Here is a 16174-nt window from a genome sequence, read left to right as displayed (position 1 = left end):
CATCCGCGCGGAGCCCGTGTCCGCCGGGGGCTCGGACGCCCGGGCCACCGCTGCCGGTGGCACGGCCACCGGTGGCACGGCCACCGGTGGCTCGGCCACCGGGGGGCCTGCTGCCGCAGAGCGCGACGCCGTCGCCCCTCAGCGGCGGGCCGCGGTGGTGGCCGCCGTCGTGGTGTGCGCGGGCCTCTCCGTCGCCCTCGTTCTGCTCGGACTGGCCGTGGTGCCGACCCTGCTCGGCGGCGGAGCGCCCCCGCGTGTGGGCGAGGTCAGCGCGAGTGCCGACGGCGCGTTCGCCCGCTTCGACTGGGACGATCCCGGCCTGGCCGAGGGGGACAGGTATCTCGTGACCGTCGACGACGGCGAGCAGCGCGTGCAGGACGGAACCGGATTCGTCGTGGACGGCGTTCCCGGCTCGCGCCTCTGCGTCACCGTCCAGGTGGAGCGAGGCGACGAGCTGTCCGCTGCCGGTGAGCCGAGCTGCGTCGAGATCCCCGCGGGCGTCGACTGACGGCGGCACACCGCTGACCCGCTCTGGCGATCGCGCACATCGCTGACGCTCTCTGGCGATCGCGCACACCGCTGACGCTCTCTGGCGACCGCGGCACACCGCTGACACCCGCGGGCGTCAGCGGTGCTGCCGCTGCGGGCTAGGGCTTGCCCCGCATAACCGCCTGCTTCACCTCGGCGATCGCCTGCGTGATCTGGATGCCGCGGGGGCACGCCTCGGTGCAGTTGAAGGTCGTGCGGCAGCGCCAGACTCCCTCCTTGTCGTTGAGGATGTCGAGGCGGACCTTCGCGGCGTCGTCGCGGGAATCGAAGATGAACCGGTGGGCATTGACGATCGCCGCGGGGCCGAAGTACTGCCCGTCCGTCCAGAACACCGGGCACGAGGAGGTGCACGCGGCACACAGGATGCACTTCGTCGTGTCGTCGAAGCGTGCCCGGTCGGCGACCGACTGCACGCGCTCCTTGCCCGCCCCCGGCTCGCTGCGCGCGATGAGGAACGGCTGAACCTCACGGTACGACTCGAAGAACGGCTCCATGTCGACGACGAGGTCCTTCTCCAGCGGCAGTCCCTTGATCGCCTCGACGTAGATCGGCTTGGAGATGTCCAGGTCCTTGATCAGGGTCTTGCACGCGAGCCGGTTGCGCCCGTTGATGCGCATCGCGTCCGAGCCGCAGATGCCGTGCGCGCAGGAGCGACGGAAGGTCAGCGAGCCGTCCTGCTCCCACTTGATCTTGTGCAGGGCGTCGAGCACGCGGTCGGTGGCGAACATCTCGACGTCGAAGTCCTGCCAGCGCGGCTCGTCGTCCACCTCGGGGTCGAAGCGGCGGATGATGAAGGTCACGGTGAAGGACTGGACGGCATCGTCCTGCGTCGGGGCGTCCAGGGTGGCGGTCGACATGACTAGTACTTCCTCTCCATCGGCTGGTAGCGGGTGATGACGACCGGCTTCCAGTCCAGCGTGATGTGGTCGGCCGCGTCCGAGGAGTGCGGGTCCCCGGTCAGGTAGGCCATCGTGTGCTGCATGTAGTTCTCGTCGTCGCGCTTGGGGTAGTCGTCGCGCATGTGGCCGCCGCGGCTCTCCTTGCGGTTGCGGGCCGAGTACACGACCACCTCGGCGAGATCGAGGAGGAAGCCGAGCTCGACCGCCTCGAGCAGGTCGGTGTTGAACCGCTTGCCGTGGTCCTGGACGGCGACGTTGCGGTAGCGCTCACGCAGGCCGTGGATGATCTCGGTCACCTCGGCCAGCGACTCGTCCGTGCGGAACACCTGCGCGCCGCGGTCCATGTGCTCCTGCAGCTCCTTGCGGATCGCGGCGATGCGCTCCGTCCCGGTCGAGTCGCGCAGCTCCTGGAGCATCTCGCGGACCTCGTGGGCGGGGTCGTCCGGCAGCGGGATGAACTCGGCGGTCTTGACGTACTCGACCGCGTTGATGCCCGCGCGCTTGCCGAACACGTTGATGTCGAGCAGCGAGTTCGTGCCCAGCCGGTTGGAGCCGTGCACGGACACGCAGGCGCACTCGCCCGCGGCGTACAGGCCGGGCACGACGGTGGTGTTGTCACGCAGGACCTCGGCGGAGACGTTCGTCGGGATGCCGCCCATGGCGTAGTGGGCCGTGGGCATCACCGGTACCGGTTCGTACACCGGGTCCACGCCGAGGTAGGTCCGGGCGAACTCGGTGATGTCCGGGAGCTTGGTCTCGAGCACCTCGGCGCCGAGGTGCGTGCAGTCCAGGTAGACGTAGTCCTTGTGCGGGCCGGCTCCGCGGCCCTCGGCGACCTCCTGGACCATGCAGCGGGCGACGATGTCACGCGGCGCGAGGTCCTTGATCGTGGGGGCGTAGCGCTCCATGAAGCGCTCGCCGCTGGCGTTGCGGAGGATCGCGCCCTCGCCGCGGGCGCCCTCCGTCAGCAGAATGCCGAGCCCGGCGAGGCCGGTCGGGTGGAACTGGAAGAACTCCATGTCCTCGAGCGGCAGCTTCTTGCGCCAGATGATGCCGACGCCGTCGCCGGTCAGGGTGTGCGCGTTGGAGGTGGTCTTGTAGATCTTGCCGAAGCCGCCGGTGGCGAAGATGATCGCCTTCGACTGGAACACGTGCAGCTCGCCGGTGGCGAGCTCGTAGGCGACCACGCCGGAGGGCTGCGGGACGCCGTCGACCTCGGTCATCACCACGTCGAGCACGTAGAACTCGTTGAAGAAGTTGATCCCGAGCTTGACGCAGTTCTGGAACAGCGTCTGCAGGATCATGTGGCCGGTGCGGTCCGCGGCGTAGCAGGCGCGTCGCACGGGGGACTTGCCGTGGTCGCGGGTGTGGCCGCCGAAGCGCCGCTGGTCGATCTTGCCCTCGGGGGTGCGGTTGAACGGCAGGCCCATGTTCTCGAGGTCGATGACCGCGTCGATGGCCTCCTTCGCCAGGATCTCTGCCGCGTCCTGGTCGACGAGGTAGTCGCCGCCCTTGACGGTGTCGAAGGTGTGCCACTCCCAGCTGTCCTCCTCGACGTTAGCCAGCGCCGCCGCCATGCCGCCCTGGGCAGCGCCCGTGTGCGAGCGGGTCGGGTACAGCTTGGAGATGACGGCCGTCTTCGCGCCCGGCCCGGCCTCGATCGCGGCGCGCATCCCCGCGCCACCGGCGCCGACGATGACGATGTCGAATTGGTGGTAGTGCACGCCGTCCACGATGGTCGATCCTGACTCGGTTGCAGCGGGGTTCGTCATAGCTCTTCTTTGCGTGTCGATGCGGGTGTGCGGGTGGGACCGGTCACGGTGCGGGGCAGAACGAGGGAAGCAGGTGCGCGTCGGCCGCGGAGACCGGCGGGCACGGGTCGAAGGTGAAGACCACGAGCGTGCCGAGCACGATGAGGATGGCCGCGGCGGCGAAGATCGACCCCTTGAGGATCGCCCTGCTGCGTGCACCTCTGGCGTAGTCGTTGACGAGCGTGCGCATGCCGTTGGCCCCGTGGATGAGCGCGAGCCACAGCATGAGCGTGTCCCACACCTGCCAGAACGGGTTGGAGAGCTTGCCGCCGACGAAGGCGAAGTCGATCGCCTTCACGCCCTCGCCGACCATGAGGTTGACGAAGAGGTGGCCGAAGATGAGCACGAGCAGGATCACGCCGGAGACGCGCATGTAGATCCAGCCCCACTTCTCCCAGTTGACGCCGCGGGAGCGGTGCCTGCCGGATCGGGGCGAGTCGAAGTCGTCGAAAGGAACGCTGGACATCTGACGCCTCCTAGTGGCTGAACACGTTGATTAGGTGCCGCGGCACGAAACCGACCATCGTGACGACCCAGAGGCCGATGACGACGTAGAACATGACCTTCTGGTATCGCGAGCCCTTCGACCAGAAGTCGATGAGGATGATGCGCAGCCCGTTGAAGGCGTGGAAGACGATCGCCGCGACCAGCGCCACCTCGCCGACGCCCATGATCGGGGTCTGGTAGGTGCCGATCACGGCGTTGTACGCCTCGGGGGAGACCCGGACGAGCGCGGTGTCGAGAATGTGGACGAGCAGGAAGAAGAAGATCGCCACACCGGTGATCCGGTGCAGCACCCACGACCACATGCCCTCACGGCCGCGGTAGAGGGTTCCGGAAATTCGTTTTGATGTCGTCGGTGCTGTGGGGGATCCCCCCGCCGTTTTGACTGACACGAACGGCCCTCCTTGGCTGCGTGTGTGTGGTGCGGGCGAGCCCGCCTCGACATGCGCTGAACGCGGAATCAGTCTATTGCTCCACCTCTGCGGTGTCTGCTAAGGCGGGCCTAACTCGGCGGAACGGCGGTGGTGGGCCTGTGGGAAACCGCTCTCTCTGCTCGCGCTTGTTCCCGTCATAGCTCGTCGAGAGCCACGCGTCGAACACTGGTCACGTTCCGTTCAACCGCAAGGAGTCCCACCGTGACATCCCTCGTCCCCGTCCTCGCCGACCTGGCGGCGATCGCCGTCCTCACCTTCGGCCTCTACTTCCCCCGTCATCGCAGGCGCGACCTCGTCGTGGCGTTCCTCTGCGTCAACGTCGGCGTGCTCGCGCTCACGCAGGTCCTGGCGGCGAGCTCGCTCGGGGCAGGGCTGGGGCTGGGGCTGTTCGGCGTGCTCTCGATCATCCGGCTGCGCAGCTCGGAGATCGCCCAGCACGAGGTCGCCTACTACTTCTCCGCCCTGGCGCTCGGTCTGATCGCCGGGCTCGGGACGGGGCTCGGCGCGATCACCTACGTGCTGATGGGCCTCGTCCTGCTGGCCGTGCTCGTCGGCGACGCCCCCGCGCTGTTCCGCAGCTACCGGCAGAGCACGATCACGCTCGACCGCGCCATCGCCGACGAGGAGGCGCTGCGGCGCCACCTCGCCGAGGTGCTCGGGGCGAGGGTCAGGCGCGTGAGCGTGGTCCAGCTCGACCTGGTCAACGACACGACGATCGTCGACGTGCGCTACCAGCTGCTCGGAGGCGCGGGCGCGGCGGTCCTCCCCTCCGATGGCGCCACAGGGGGCGCGCACGCGGTGGCCGGGCCCCGGCCGGGGCGCGCCGACGCCGACACAGTGGCGGTGGCCACCGGTGCCGTCGGGGGTGTGCGATGACCGCCCCGGTCAGCGCCGCCGAGCTGCTCGAGGGCACGCAGACGATCGGCCTGGACGAGCTGAACGCCGCGGCAGGGCTGCTCACCCGCGTGGACAGGAAGTATCTGCTGTCCGCGTCGGAGCTCGCCGCCGTCGTCGCGGCGCTCCCCGAGGGGTCCCGCGTGCTGCAGATCGAGGGCGCGCTGTCCTCTGCCTACAGCTCCACGTACTTCGACACCCCCGGCTGGGACAGCTACCTCGGAGCCGCCAGACGCCGTCGGCGCCGGGCCAAGATCCGAACGCGCAGCTACGTGGACGCCGACGTCGCGTTCCTCGAGGTGAAAACCAGGGGCAGCCGAAGCCTGACGGTCAAGGAGCGCATCCCCTATCGCACCGACGACGCCGACCGGATCACCGGCGCGGGCGCCGCGTACATCGCCGACGCGCTCACTCAGGCGCGGATCGACGGCATCGAAGTCGCCGACCTCGCCCCCGTCCTCCGCACCGGCTACCGGCGCTCGACCGTGCTGCTGCCCGACGGTGGCAGAGCGACGATCGACGTCGAGCTCAGCTGGGAGCGGGTCCACGGCGAGGGACTCGACGGCGACAGGATGCTGGTGCCGGATGCGGTCATCGTCGAGACCAAGTCGCCGTCCTCGCCGTCCGTCCTCGACCGGATCCTGTGGTCCCGCGGCGTCCGCCCCTCCTCGATGTCCAAGTACGCCACGGGGGTGGCGATGCTCGAACCTGGCATGCCGTCGAACAAGTGGAGCCGGCTGCTGCGGCAGGGGCTCAGCGGTGCCGTGAGCGAGCCGCGACGATCACAGCACGACCGCAACGCCCGACCCGCCGGTTGCGAGCACGGCGAGCAGCGACGGACGCCGGTCCGGCGGCGCACGCCGTCGGCAGGAACAGGTCCCGACGCCTCCGGGCGACGGGGGAACGCGGTCGCCGACCCGGCCACCGCCACACGCACGGCCACGAGCCGCACCGACACGGAGGAGACACGATGACTCACACCAGCGACAGCGAGCGAGACGGTACGACCACGCGCCCGGCCGGGGCAGCCGCCCCGCGCCGACGCCGGAGGGGGGCCAGGCACGGGCTGCCGACGGTGGTCGTCGCCGTCGTCGCGATCGGGGCGCTCGCCGGTTGCTCCTCGATCAGCGCTGAGACGGCCAGCGGCACCGCGAGCACGGTTCAGTCGGTGAGCGCTGCCGACGCGGCGGCGGCGGCCGAGCAGACCGCCGATGAGGTCATGTCCGACAACACCGAGGTGACCGCCGCGGACGCGATCGACTCCGACCCGATCGCGATCAGCCTCGACGGCGACACCGCGAGCGCGGACGGTGACGGCGTGACCGTGGCCGACGGCGTGGTGACCATCACCGCCGGCGGTGCATACACGGTCAGCGGCTCGTTCACCGGGCAGCTGGTCGTCGACACCGACGACGCTGTCCAGATCACCCTCGACGGCGCAGAGATCACCAGCGATGTGCCCGGCGCCCTCGTCGTGCAGAACGCCGACTCGGTCAGGCTGGTCCTCGCCGACGGCAGCGACAACAGCCTGAGCGACTCCGGGACGGTGGCAGACACCGACGAGATCAACGCGGCGCTGTACAGCTCCGACGACCTGACGATCGCCGGGGACGGCTCCCTCGACATCGCCGCGGGCGCGGAGAAGGGCATCAACGCGAAGGACACCCTCGTCATCGCCGGCGGCGAGATCACCGTCGACGCTGCGGACGACGGCATCAGGGGCAAGGACGCGCTCGTGATCACCGGGGGCACCGTCGCCGTCACCGCGGGGGCCGACGGCCTCGTCGCGGCCAACGACGAGGACGAGGCGCTCGGTTACGTCCAGATCACCGGGGGCTCGGTCGACGTCGTCTCCGCGCAGGACGGCGTGCAGGCGGAGACCGACCTCGTCGTCACCGGCGGCACGATCGCCGTCGCCGCGGGCGGCGGCTCCGGCGAGGAGATCACCGAGGACGTCTCGAGCAAGGGTCTCAAGGCGTCGGTCGCGCTCGTCGTCGCTGACGGCACCATCACCGTGGACTCCTCGGACGATGCCGTGCACTCCAACGGTGCGGTCCACATCTCCGGTGGAAAGCTCAGCCTCGCCACCGGCGACGACGGCGTCCACGCCGACAGCGGGCTGCTCGTCGACGGGGGCAGCCTCGACGTCACCGAGTCGGTCGAGGGTCTCGAGGGCATCGCGGTCACCGTCGCAGGGGGCACGACGAGTGTCGTCTCCAGCGACGACGGCCTGAACGCGGCCGGCGGCACGAGCACGACGGAGGACGCCGCGAGTGATGCCTCGGCCGATGCTGAAGCACCGGCCGACGCGGCGGCGAGTGGCGAACCGCCCGCCGAGGGCGAGATGCCCGCGGACGGCGCGATGCCCACGCCTCCGGCCGACGCCGGTGCGGGCACGGACGCCGGCTCCTCCGCCGACGGGCAGGCCGGGCGGCCCCCGCAGGGTGGCGGCGGTCAGGACGGCGGGGGCATGGGCTCAGGCGACTACTCCCTCGTGATCAGCGGCGGCACACTCACGGTCGACGCGGGCGGCGACGGCCTCGACTCCAACGGGACGCTCACCGTCAGCGGCGGCACCACGGTGGTCAGCGGGCCGACCTCCGACGGCAACGGGGCGCTCGACGTCGATGGCGCCTTCGACGTCAGTGGCGGCACTCTGCTCGCCACGGGCAGCAGCGGCATGGCCGTGTCGCCCGACGCCGACAGCGAGCAGAGCTTCGTTGCGACGGCCTTCGACGACACCATCGAGGCGGGCACCGTCGTGCAGGTGGTCGACGCGGACGGCGAACTGCTTGTGAGCTACACGACGCAGAAGCAGATCCAGAGCCTGGTGTACACCTCTGACGCCGTGCAGGCCGGGGAGGAGTACACCGTCGTCACCGGCGGAACGAGCAGCGGCGACGACATCGCCGGACTCGCCACCTCTGGCGACACCTCAGGCTCCACCGAGGTCACCACCGTGACCGCGGGCGACGAGCTGGCCGGCGGGATGGGTGGCCCCGGCGGGGGAACGCAGCCCGGTTCGGCGGGGTCGACCGGCAGCTCAACCGAGGGCGCGGACGGGTCATCCCGCTCGGAGGACAGCTCCGCCACGTCGTGACGGGAGCGGACGGGGCATCCGCCGAGTACCGTCACCGCGTCGCGGAGCGACGGATCATCCGGATCGACACCAGGATCGCGGCCAGTGCGCCGAGCGCGACGAGGAGCCACGTCGCGCCGGATGTCCCCGTCTCGCCGAGGAGGCCGGTCGACGCCCCCGCCGACGGGGCGTCGTCGTCGGACGAGCCGCCGTTGGCCGACGGGCCGCCGTCGGTGGACGAGCCGCCCGTGGCCGAGGAGCTACCGTCGGCGGATGAGCCGCTTGTGGCCGACGAGCTACCGTCGGCGGACGAGCCATCCGACGAGCCGTCCGACGAGCCACCGTCTGCCGACGCGTCGTCGGAGCCGCCGGCCTGCGTGCCGTCGTCCTTCGCCGTGACGGTCACCCGGAACGACGCCTCAGAGCCGGCCGCCTCCTCCGGGCTCGCGGGGACGAACGTCGCCATGTACGCGTGGACGCCCACGCCGGACGGGGTGAGGACGATGTCGGCCAGGCCATCGACCACCGCCGTGCCGTCGTCGGGCGCAGCCGCACCGGCCCTGTTCGCCGGACTCGCCGTGCCCGACCCCTGTTCCTGGATGACGACCCATCCCTCAGTCACCGGATCGACGGTCACGGTCGCGGTCACCGATTCCCCCTCGACGATGGTCTCCGCGGAGAGCCCCACATCGAGGGCGGTCTCGACCGGGCTCGCGTCCGTGCCGTTGTCGGCGATCGCGAACAGTCGAAGCCGGTCGGCGTCCCCGCCACCGGGGAGGGTGACGCTCACAATCGTGCGCTCGTCCGGCGCAGTGAAGGGGGCGGTGGCGTAGACGTACGCCCCCTGCTGCTCGGTCGTCGCGTAGCGCATCGGCATCTTCGCGACGATCGAGTTGCCGTAGACGGGCTGTCCATCGGCTGAGGGGATGACCCAGTCGCCCAGCTCCAGTGGCACCGTCGCCGTCGAGCCGTCGTCGAAGGCGACCGTCGCCTGCGACTGCGCCCCGCCGTCTCGAGCTGCGCCGACGAAGGAGATCGAGGTCGTGTTGTCGGACACGAGGATCGTCTGCTCGTCGGGGCGGACGGCGTCGGCGAACCCTGCGGGGCTGGACGGCCACCGTGCCGTGAGCTCACCGACCGCGAAGGAACTCCCGGGCGTCAGGGACGCCAGGGCGAGCTCCTCGCGCGCATAACTGTTCCCGGCCGTGTCGAAGTCGGCTCCCGCGCGGGTGGCGCTGGTCGCGGTGCCAATGATGTTGACCGCGCGGGCGAAGCTTCCCTCATCGGCGACCTGGACGGTGACCGATTGACTGCGCTCGTGGCCACCGGCAGAAGCGATGATGGTGACCGGGTAGAAACCGTCGGGCACCTCACTGCTCGCCGCAATGCGCACAGCGCCGGTGGCCGCTCCCGTTCCATCCGAGACGTCGATCGGCTCCGCCTCAGCGGTGATGCCGTCCTCCGAGGCCGTCGCCGCGACCCGGATGGTCTCGATCTCCTCGTCGAACGCGGTCGCGGTGAGCCCGACGGAGCCGGTCCCTCCGGCCGTCACCTCGACGCTCGGAGCGACGGACAACGCGAAACCGGTCCCTCCCTCACCGAACGACGCCGGGGCGGACGACGCGGCAGTGCCCCAGTCCGATCCCTGCTGCGCGGTGAGGGCGAGGTCGACCGTGCCACCGGTGCGCAGCAGCTCCTCGGGAAGCGCGGTGCTATCGGATGCCGTGCCGTCGACGGTCATGCCGTCGATGAATCTCTCGCCGCTGCCCGCACCCGGCGCGTTGATCGTCAGCGAGCGGTCGTCGCCGAGCGCGATGCGCACATGGTCGAAGGTCGGGGTGTTGACCGTGAGCAGGGTAGTCCCGGGTGTGGCGGGAATGACCCCCATCGCCGCCCAGACGTACCAGCTCGACATCGCGCCGAGGTCGTCGTTGCCCGGTGCGCCGTCCGGCTCCGCGGTGAACAGTGAGGTGCGGATCCGATCGACGGCGGCCTGGGTCTTCCCCGGCTGGCCCAGGTAGTTGTAGATCCACGGCACGAGGAAGTTCGGCTCGTTTCCGGCCCAGAGGTAGGGCTCGTTCGCCCCGGCGTTGAGGTGGGTCATGAAGGTGTCGAGACGGGCCGCGGTCGCCTCTCGGCCCCCCAGGGCCGACACCAGACCGCCGATGTTCTGCGGCACCATCCACAGGTACTGCTCGGCGTTGCCCTCGTCGAACCCCGCCTGGCCGAACCCGGAGCCGAAATCGGAGGCATCGAGGAACGAGCCGTCGTCCGCGCGCGCGGCGATCGCGGTCTGGGCGGGGTCGAACAGGTTCTGCCAGTAGTTTGACCTCTGCTGGAACCGTTCGGCGACGTCGGCCTCGCCGAGCGCGGATGCGAGCCGGCCGATGGCGAAGTCATCGATGGACCACTCGAGGGTGATCGATGCGCCCACGATCTGGTGGTCGCCGCGGAAGGCCTCGACCTGGGGCGCGTACCCGCGCTCCTCGTAGATCGCGGCTCCAGGACGCTGCACGTAGGTCCCCAGCCCGGCACCACCGTTGTCGGCTGCCGCGATCATGTAGTCCAGGGCGGTGTCCGCATCGAAGTCGGTTCCGCCGAAGGCGTGTATCTGCGCGAGGACGGCGCTGACACTGTCGCCGGTCATCTGGCCCGTCGCCGAGTTCGCCACCGGCCACCGCGGGAGCGACCCCGACTGTTCCGCATCGACGACGAGGGACTGCGCCATGTCCGAGGCGACATCGGGGAAAAGCAGGGTCTGCAACGGGATGAGGGTGCGGTAGGTGTCCCAGTCCGAGAAGTTCGCGTACTGCGTGCGCCCCTCCTCGACCGTGTGGATCTCCCCGTCGAAGCCGATGTAGCGGCCATCGGCGTCGTTGAAGACGTTCGGGTGCAGCAGTGAGCGGTAGAGCGAGGTGTAGAAGGTCTCCACATCGGCATCCGAACCCTGCGAGATCTGCACGCGGGAGAGCGCGTCGTTCCAGCGCTCCGCCCCGGCCGAGCGCACGGCGTCGAAGTCCCAGCCCGGGGCCTCAGCCGCCATGTTCGCCGCCGCCCCCTCGATCGAGACGTAGGAGACGGAGAGCTTCGCCTGCAGGGTGGTGCCCTCCGGGAAGGTGACGTACGCGCCGGCTCGCTCGGAGGAGGCGGTGTCCGAACCGGGCTGTACGCTCTGGCCGTCCCACGTCCCGTGTGCGATGAAATCCTGGTCGAAGCTCAGCTGGAAGTAGATCGTGTAGCTGTTGCCCTTGCCGCAGAAGTTGCCGGTGGTCGCGGAGCCGACAACCGTTCTCGCGTCGATCACCTGCAGGTCGGCGGCGCTGTTGCCCGCGAGCGAACCGCCGGGACGGACCATGAACTGCGCGTCTTTGCCCTCGGGGTAGCTGATCCGGCTCAGGCCGACGCGGTCCGTGGCGGTGAGCTCACTGCGGATGCCGGAATCGGGGAAGTCGACCGCGTAGTAGCCGGGCTCGCCGATCTCGTTGTCGTGCGTGTAGCGCTGGGTCGCGGACCAGGGCTCCGAGCCGATGTCGCCGGTCGTGGGCAGCACGGGCACGTCGCCGAAGACGTAGCAGCCCGCCGAGGCGTGGTTCATGCTGAAGCCGGTCATGCGGTCGTTGTGGTACTGGTAGCCGGCGTAGGTGGAGGTGGTGTCCGGCGAGAACTGCACCATCCCGAACGGGACGGCGGGGCCGGGGAAGTTGTTGATCGATCCGACGGTCGTGCCGCCGATGCCCGTCCCGTTGAGCGTGTCGACGTGCTCGACCGGACTGTCGACCCAGTCGGGCTCGGCGGCGGTCGCGGGAGACGAGGCTCCGGCTCCCGCGACGACGGCGAGGGCCAGCGCCACGGTACCGGCGGCGAGACGGAAACGCAGCGGACGCCGCACGGTGGAGTGGTCAGAACGGCGCACGATAGAACCTCGATTACTGGTGGGGGTGGGTGTGGGGGTAGATGACCGCGCGACGGGACTCATGAGCGCGACGCCGAGCGGTGACGTGCGCGCCGACGGAGAACCACCCCGGTGCCGAGGAGGATGAGGGCGATGGCAAGCAGTGCCAGAGGCGGCTGCCCGCCGGTGCTCGGGAGGCTCCCGGTCCCTGCGGCCGCACCGAGCACGTCGCCGGCGGTGTCTGCGGATCCGTCGTCCGAGTGTCCGGGCCCGTTGTCGTCGCCTGGCTGCTCGACGCTCTCACCGGGCGCGTCGCCGCCAGCGCCTGCGGATCCGTCGCCCGGATTGCCGGGCTGGGCGTCGTCGCGGGCCTGCACGACGATCTCACCGGGAAGACTCGCAGGGGAGAAGCGAGTGGCATCGATTGGCACGAACTCGACCCGGTAGCGCGCCTCGTCCGCTGTCGCCGTGACGGTGAAATCTGCGGCTCCGTCGACGAGCGGCTCCCGCGCCACCTCGCCGCTCACCGCGGCCGCCGACATCCCTGCCACCCCGGAGCCACCCTCAACCGTGGACAGCACCAGCTCTCCGTCAGCGTCCGACGGCGTCGATGTCACCGTGATCGTCACCTTCTCGTCCTGCACGGGGGCCTCCGACGACACGGTGCTCGACAGCACAGGAGTGATGGGGGTGGGAGTGTCGAACGCCACCGTGAAAACGTGCATGCGCGGGTCGTCGGGAAGCGTGATCGACTGCAGGACCGTGCCGTCGGGAACGGACACGGAAGCCGATGCGTAGATGCCGCATCCGACACCCTGGGGGTCCTCGCTGCCGCGGCCGCGTTGACCGGTCGTGGCCACCGTGACGTTGCCGTCGGCGGGGCTCGCCGTGCACCAGTCACTGAGCTCGACCCGGGACTCCGCGCTCGTACCGTCGTCGAACCCGAGCGTCATCGTGCCGCCCGCATGCGGATCACCGTTGCCTGTCGCGCCGACGAGCTGCACAGAGGTGGAGCGGCGGAAGGCGTCGGGGACCTCGAGTCGTTGGCCGTTCGCCAGAACGTTGTCCGGCGCACCGGACTCGACGGCGGGGACGACGAACACGGAGGACGTGTCCGGGACCACTCCCGCTGCGCCCTGCACGAACCCCTGTTCGGCGAGCGCGTCGCGGAGCAGATAGTGCCCCTGCCCATCGAAGTCGGCGTTGCCCTGACGTGCGTCGCCGATGCCGACGTTGTCGAAATGCGTGGACAGCCAGGAGGTGTCCGCCACCGTGACGGTGGTCTCCACCTCCACGCTGGTGCCGGAGTCTTCTGACACGTGCACCGTGATCGGGTAGGTGCCGGCGACGACGCCGGGCCGAACGGCCACGGTGACCGGGACCCGCGTGGAGATCGGGGACCCCGTGGGGGAGAGCGTCCAGGCGACCTCGTCCACCACTGCCGCCACCTCGGCCGAACCCTCCACACGGATGCTCCCGGAGACGTCACCCCTGCCCTGAACCTGCACGTCCACAGACATGGCGGCTGTGCCGCCCGCCTCCACCGCGGTGTGCGGGGGTGCCAGTCGGGCGTGGAGGCGGACGGGGCTGGCGTCCGTCGACACGAGCGCTCCGGGTGCCGAGCCGTCATCGGTCGCCCAGGGAGACGGGGTCCGGCCGACCTCGACGGTGAGCGTCCCCGCCGAGATCAGCTCCTCACCGGACAGATAGCTGCGGTCGACGGCGCCGAGCCCGGAGGAGGCCGTCACGGACTGGATGTAGCGGTTGTCGTCGGTCAGCCCTGGGGCGCGCAGGCTCAGACTCTCCTGGCCGAACCACTCGGCATCCAGGGCGATGTCCACGCTCTCGAACGCCGGGGTCGACAACCCCCAGACGTCGGAGCCCGGCACGATCGGATAGACGCCCATGGCTGAGAGGACGTACCACGCGGACATCGTTCCCAGGTCGTCGTTCCCCGTCACGCCCGTCGGGCCGTCGGTGAACAGCGTCAGCGCAGCGCGGACGACGTCCGTCGTCTTCCACGGCTGACCGGTCCATTGGTAGAGGTAGGGGGCGTGCAGATCGGGCTCGTTGTTCGGGTTGTAGGTGTGCTGGCCGTAGTACGAGTAGGTGCCGTTGACCCACACGTCGCGCGCCGTCCCCTCCGGATCGGCCTGCAGCCGGTCGAATGCGAAGAATTCGTCGAGGCGCTTCCCCGTCTCGGCGCGCCCTCCGAGCAGCTCCATGAGGCCGGGGACGTCCTGCTGCACGAGCCACTGGTACTGCACCGCTGTGCCCTCATGGAAGCCCGTGGCCTGAGCGGGGTCCGGGTCTCCGATGAAGAAGCCTGATCGGTCGCGAGCGCGGAAACTGCCCGTGGTCTCATCGAAGATCGACCGGTAGTTCTCGCCACGTGCGGCGTAGCGCTCAGCGTCCTCGTGGTGTCCGAGGGCGGAGGCCATGGTCGACAGGAGCGCGTCCGAGAGCGCGTACTCGAGGGTCGCGGAGGCCCCGTGGTGCAGATCGTAGTCCCCGGGCCGGCCGTTCTCTGACGGCTCGTGCGGGACGTAGCCGTCCGTGAGGTAGACGGGGTTGCCTGCGCGACCGTTCGCCACGGATGACGTGTCCGGGGTGTTGTCGGCGTTGTGCGAGAGCACCGCGTAGGCACGCTCTTCATAGCCTGTCAGCAGCCCCTGGTTCCAGGCGCTGACCAGGAACGCCGTCCCCGGATCACCGGTCATGACGTTGGTCTCCACGGGCCCGTAGCCCCATCTCGGCAGCCAGCCCAGCTGCTCGCCGGCCGTCACGACGGAGATCGCCATGTCCCTCGACTCGCCGGGGGCCAGCAGATACAGCAACTGCTGCTGGGTGCGATAGGTGTCCCAGAGTGAGAAGTTCTGGTAGTAGGTGAAGCCCTCGGCCAGGTGCACGGCACCATCCCAGCCGCGGTACCGTCCGTCGACGTCGGTGCCCGTGTTCGGCGCCAGGAAGCTGCGGTACAGCGCCGAGTAGAAGACCCGTGCGTCGGCCGCGTCTCCGGTGGGCACCTGAACGGCGGCCAGGCGCTCCTCCCACTGCGACGTCGCGTCCAGGCGTGCCTCGTCGAACGTCGCCGTCTCGGCGTCCTGATTCGCGCGTGCGCCGGCCGGATCGACATAGCTCAGGGCGGTGACCGCCTCGACGTCGCTGTCGTCGCGTGCGTCGAAGGTGACGTACGCGCCGACGCGCTGGCCCTCGGCGGCGTCGGAACCGGCCGCGACGCTGTCGCCGCTCCAGGTCCCCGACGCGAGGATGTCGCGATCGAAGGTGGTGCGGGCATAGACGGTGAACGGCTGCGTGTCCTGGCAGAACCCGCGTGAGGTGATGGCGGTCTCGACCGTCCGCGCGTCGACGATGCGCACCGTGGACGACTCGACGGAGTTCAGCGCCTGACTGGCGTTGATCAGCACCGTCGCCTCCGCGGTCTCGGGGAAGCTGTAACGCTGCACCGCGGTGTGGGCCGTCGCGGTGAGCTCGGCCTGGATCGTTCCGGCTGGCGCCTGCAGGCCCACCCGGTAGTAGCCGGGCTCGGCCTCTTCGTCGTCATGGCTGTAGCCGAGGGCGTAGTCCTGGTATGTCGTGGCCGACGGCACTCCGGTCGTCGGCAGCACCGGCAGCAGGCCGCCGAGACCGCAGCCGACGCCGGAGAGGTGGACGAGGGAGAACCCGCGGATGCGGTCATTCCCGTAGTCGTAGCCCACGTTGTGGCCGTTGTCGGGAGAGAACTGCACCATGCCGAACGGCACGCTCGCACCGGGGTAGGTGTTGCCGTCGTCCTGAGTGCCGATGAACGGGTTCACGAAGTCCGTGAGGGGAGTCTGTTCCTCAACGGCCTGGGCCGGTGTGACGGCCCCGGTCACGCCCACCGTCACCGCGGCGATCATGCCGATCCCTGCGCGCAGTGCTCGTCGGCGTGATCGCGTCGGGGGTCGTTCAGATGTCGTCAGTCGCATAGGAATCCCCTGTGGCACGTCGTCGTGATCGGCACGTCGTCGTGCCTGATCGGAAGTGTCGCAGCCATATGACAGCGTTGTCAATCGGCTCTTCCGCACGCAGTTTCGGACGTGCGCCTGTGGTCAGTCGCCACGCGGGAC

10 protein-coding genes are annotated in these 16174 nt (G+C 69.9%); 4 read left to right on the top strand and 6 right to left on the bottom strand.

All coding sequences use genetic code 11. The annotated features are described in order from the left end of the window. The first annotated feature begins 16 nt into the window (after positions 1–16). On the top strand, positions 17–508 hold the full coding sequence (locus tag FM119_RS07725) for a hypothetical protein (protein ID WP_143822651.1): 492 nt from the start codon (positions 17–19) through the stop codon (positions 506–508). Positions 509–647: 139 nt separating this feature from the next. On the opposite strand, the gene FM119_RS07720 is transcribed toward FM119_RS07725, so the two are convergent. Genes FM119_RS07720 through sdhC form a run of 4 tightly spaced genes read right to left on the bottom strand, consistent with a single transcriptional unit; the run spans position 648 to position 4155 of the window. After that, positions 648–1406 (bottom strand): succinate dehydrogenase iron-sulfur subunit, encoded by a 759-nt coding sequence (locus FM119_RS07720; RefSeq protein ID WP_087137099.1) that lies wholly within the window; start codon positions 1404–1406, stop codon positions 648–650. Positions 1407–1408: 2 nt separating this feature from the next. Next, positions 1409–3220 (bottom strand): succinate dehydrogenase flavoprotein subunit, encoded by a 1812-nt coding sequence (sdhA, locus tag FM119_RS07715; protein WP_087137098.1) that lies wholly within the window; start codon positions 3218–3220, stop codon positions 1409–1411. A 43-nt stretch (positions 3221–3263) separates the two neighbouring features. Next, a complete protein-coding gene (locus FM119_RS07710) occupies positions 3264–3725 on the bottom strand; it encodes a succinate dehydrogenase hydrophobic membrane anchor subunit (RefSeq protein WP_087137097.1) in 462 nt (153 codons plus the stop codon). A 10-nt stretch (positions 3726–3735) separates the two neighbouring features. Continuing rightward, positions 3736–4155: a succinate dehydrogenase, cytochrome b556 subunit gene (gene sdhC, locus FM119_RS07705; protein ID WP_087137096.1), complete on the bottom strand. Its 420-nt coding sequence runs from the start codon at positions 4153–4155 to the stop codon at positions 3736–3738. Between the two features lie 243 nt (positions 4156–4398). Between sdhC and FM119_RS07700 the strand changes: the two genes are divergently transcribed. Genes FM119_RS07700 through FM119_RS07690 form a run of 3 tightly spaced genes read left to right on the top strand, consistent with a single transcriptional unit; the run spans position 4399 to position 8191 of the window. Continuing rightward, positions 4399–5073, top strand: coding sequence for a DUF4956 domain-containing protein (locus FM119_RS07700; protein ID WP_087137095.1), 675 nt, complete (start codon positions 4399–4401; stop codon positions 5071–5073). Continuing rightward, entirely contained in the window at positions 5070–6065 is a 996-nt protein-coding gene (locus tag FM119_RS07695) for a polyphosphate polymerase domain-containing protein (protein WP_087137094.1), read from the top strand. The genes FM119_RS07700 and FM119_RS07695 overlap by 4 nt, the downstream gene beginning before the upstream one ends. Beyond that, the gene (locus FM119_RS07690) at positions 6062–8191 is read left to right on the top strand and encodes a carbohydrate-binding domain-containing protein (protein WP_087137093.1); all 2130 of its coding nucleotides are present in this window, start codon (positions 6062–6064) and stop codon (positions 8189–8191) included. The genes FM119_RS07695 and FM119_RS07690 overlap by 4 nt, the downstream gene beginning before the upstream one ends. A gap of 31 nt (positions 8192–8222) precedes the next feature. Here FM119_RS07690 and FM119_RS07685 read toward each other — a convergent pair whose 3' ends face one another. Together FM119_RS07685 and FM119_RS07680 are read right to left on the bottom strand one after the other, a co-directional pair. After that, positions 8223–12083 (bottom strand): GH92 family glycosyl hydrolase, encoded by a 3861-nt coding sequence (locus FM119_RS07685; protein WP_218778740.1) that lies wholly within the window; start codon positions 12081–12083, stop codon positions 8223–8225. A 59-nt stretch (positions 12084–12142) separates the two neighbouring features. Continuing rightward, a complete protein-coding gene (locus FM119_RS07680; RefSeq protein WP_087137092.1) occupies positions 12143–15964 on the bottom strand; it encodes a GH92 family glycosyl hydrolase in 3822 nt (1273 codons plus the stop codon). Positions 15965–16174: the final 210 nt, after the last annotated feature.

The sequence above is a fragment of the Mycetocola reblochoni REB411 genome (genome assembly GCF_900163835.1).
In the GTDB taxonomy this organism is placed as follows: Bacteria; Actinomycetota; Actinomycetes; order Actinomycetales; family Microbacteriaceae; genus Mycetocola_B; species Mycetocola_B reblochoni.
Note: the sequence above shows the minus strand (reverse complement) of the source record. Positions and strands in the feature narration are given on the sequence as shown.

What these genes read in the sequence shown, in the direction of transcription:
- FM119_RS07720 (WP_087137099.1), bottom strand. Translation starts at nt 1,406, where the DNA reads ATGTCGACCGCCACCCTGGACGCCCCGACGCAGGACGATGCCGTCCAG.
- sdhA (WP_087137098.1), bottom strand. Translation starts at nt 3,220, where the DNA reads ATGACGAACCCCGCTGCAACCGAGTCAGGATCGACCATCGTGGACGGC.
- FM119_RS07710 (WP_087137097.1), bottom strand. Translation starts at nt 3,725, where the DNA reads ATGTCCAGCGTTCCTTTCGACGACTTCGACTCGCCCCGATCCGGCAGG.
- FM119_RS07695 (WP_087137094.1), top strand. Translation starts at nt 5,070, where the DNA reads ATGACCGCCCCGGTCAGCGCCGCCGAGCTGCTCGAGGGCACGCAGACG.
- FM119_RS07690 (WP_087137093.1), top strand. Translation starts at nt 6,062, where the DNA reads ATGACTCACACCAGCGACAGCGAGCGAGACGGTACGACCACGCGCCCG.
- FM119_RS07680 (WP_087137092.1), bottom strand. Translation starts at nt 15,964, where the DNA reads ATGATCGCCGCGGTGACGGTGGGCGTGACCGGGGCCGTCACACCGGCC.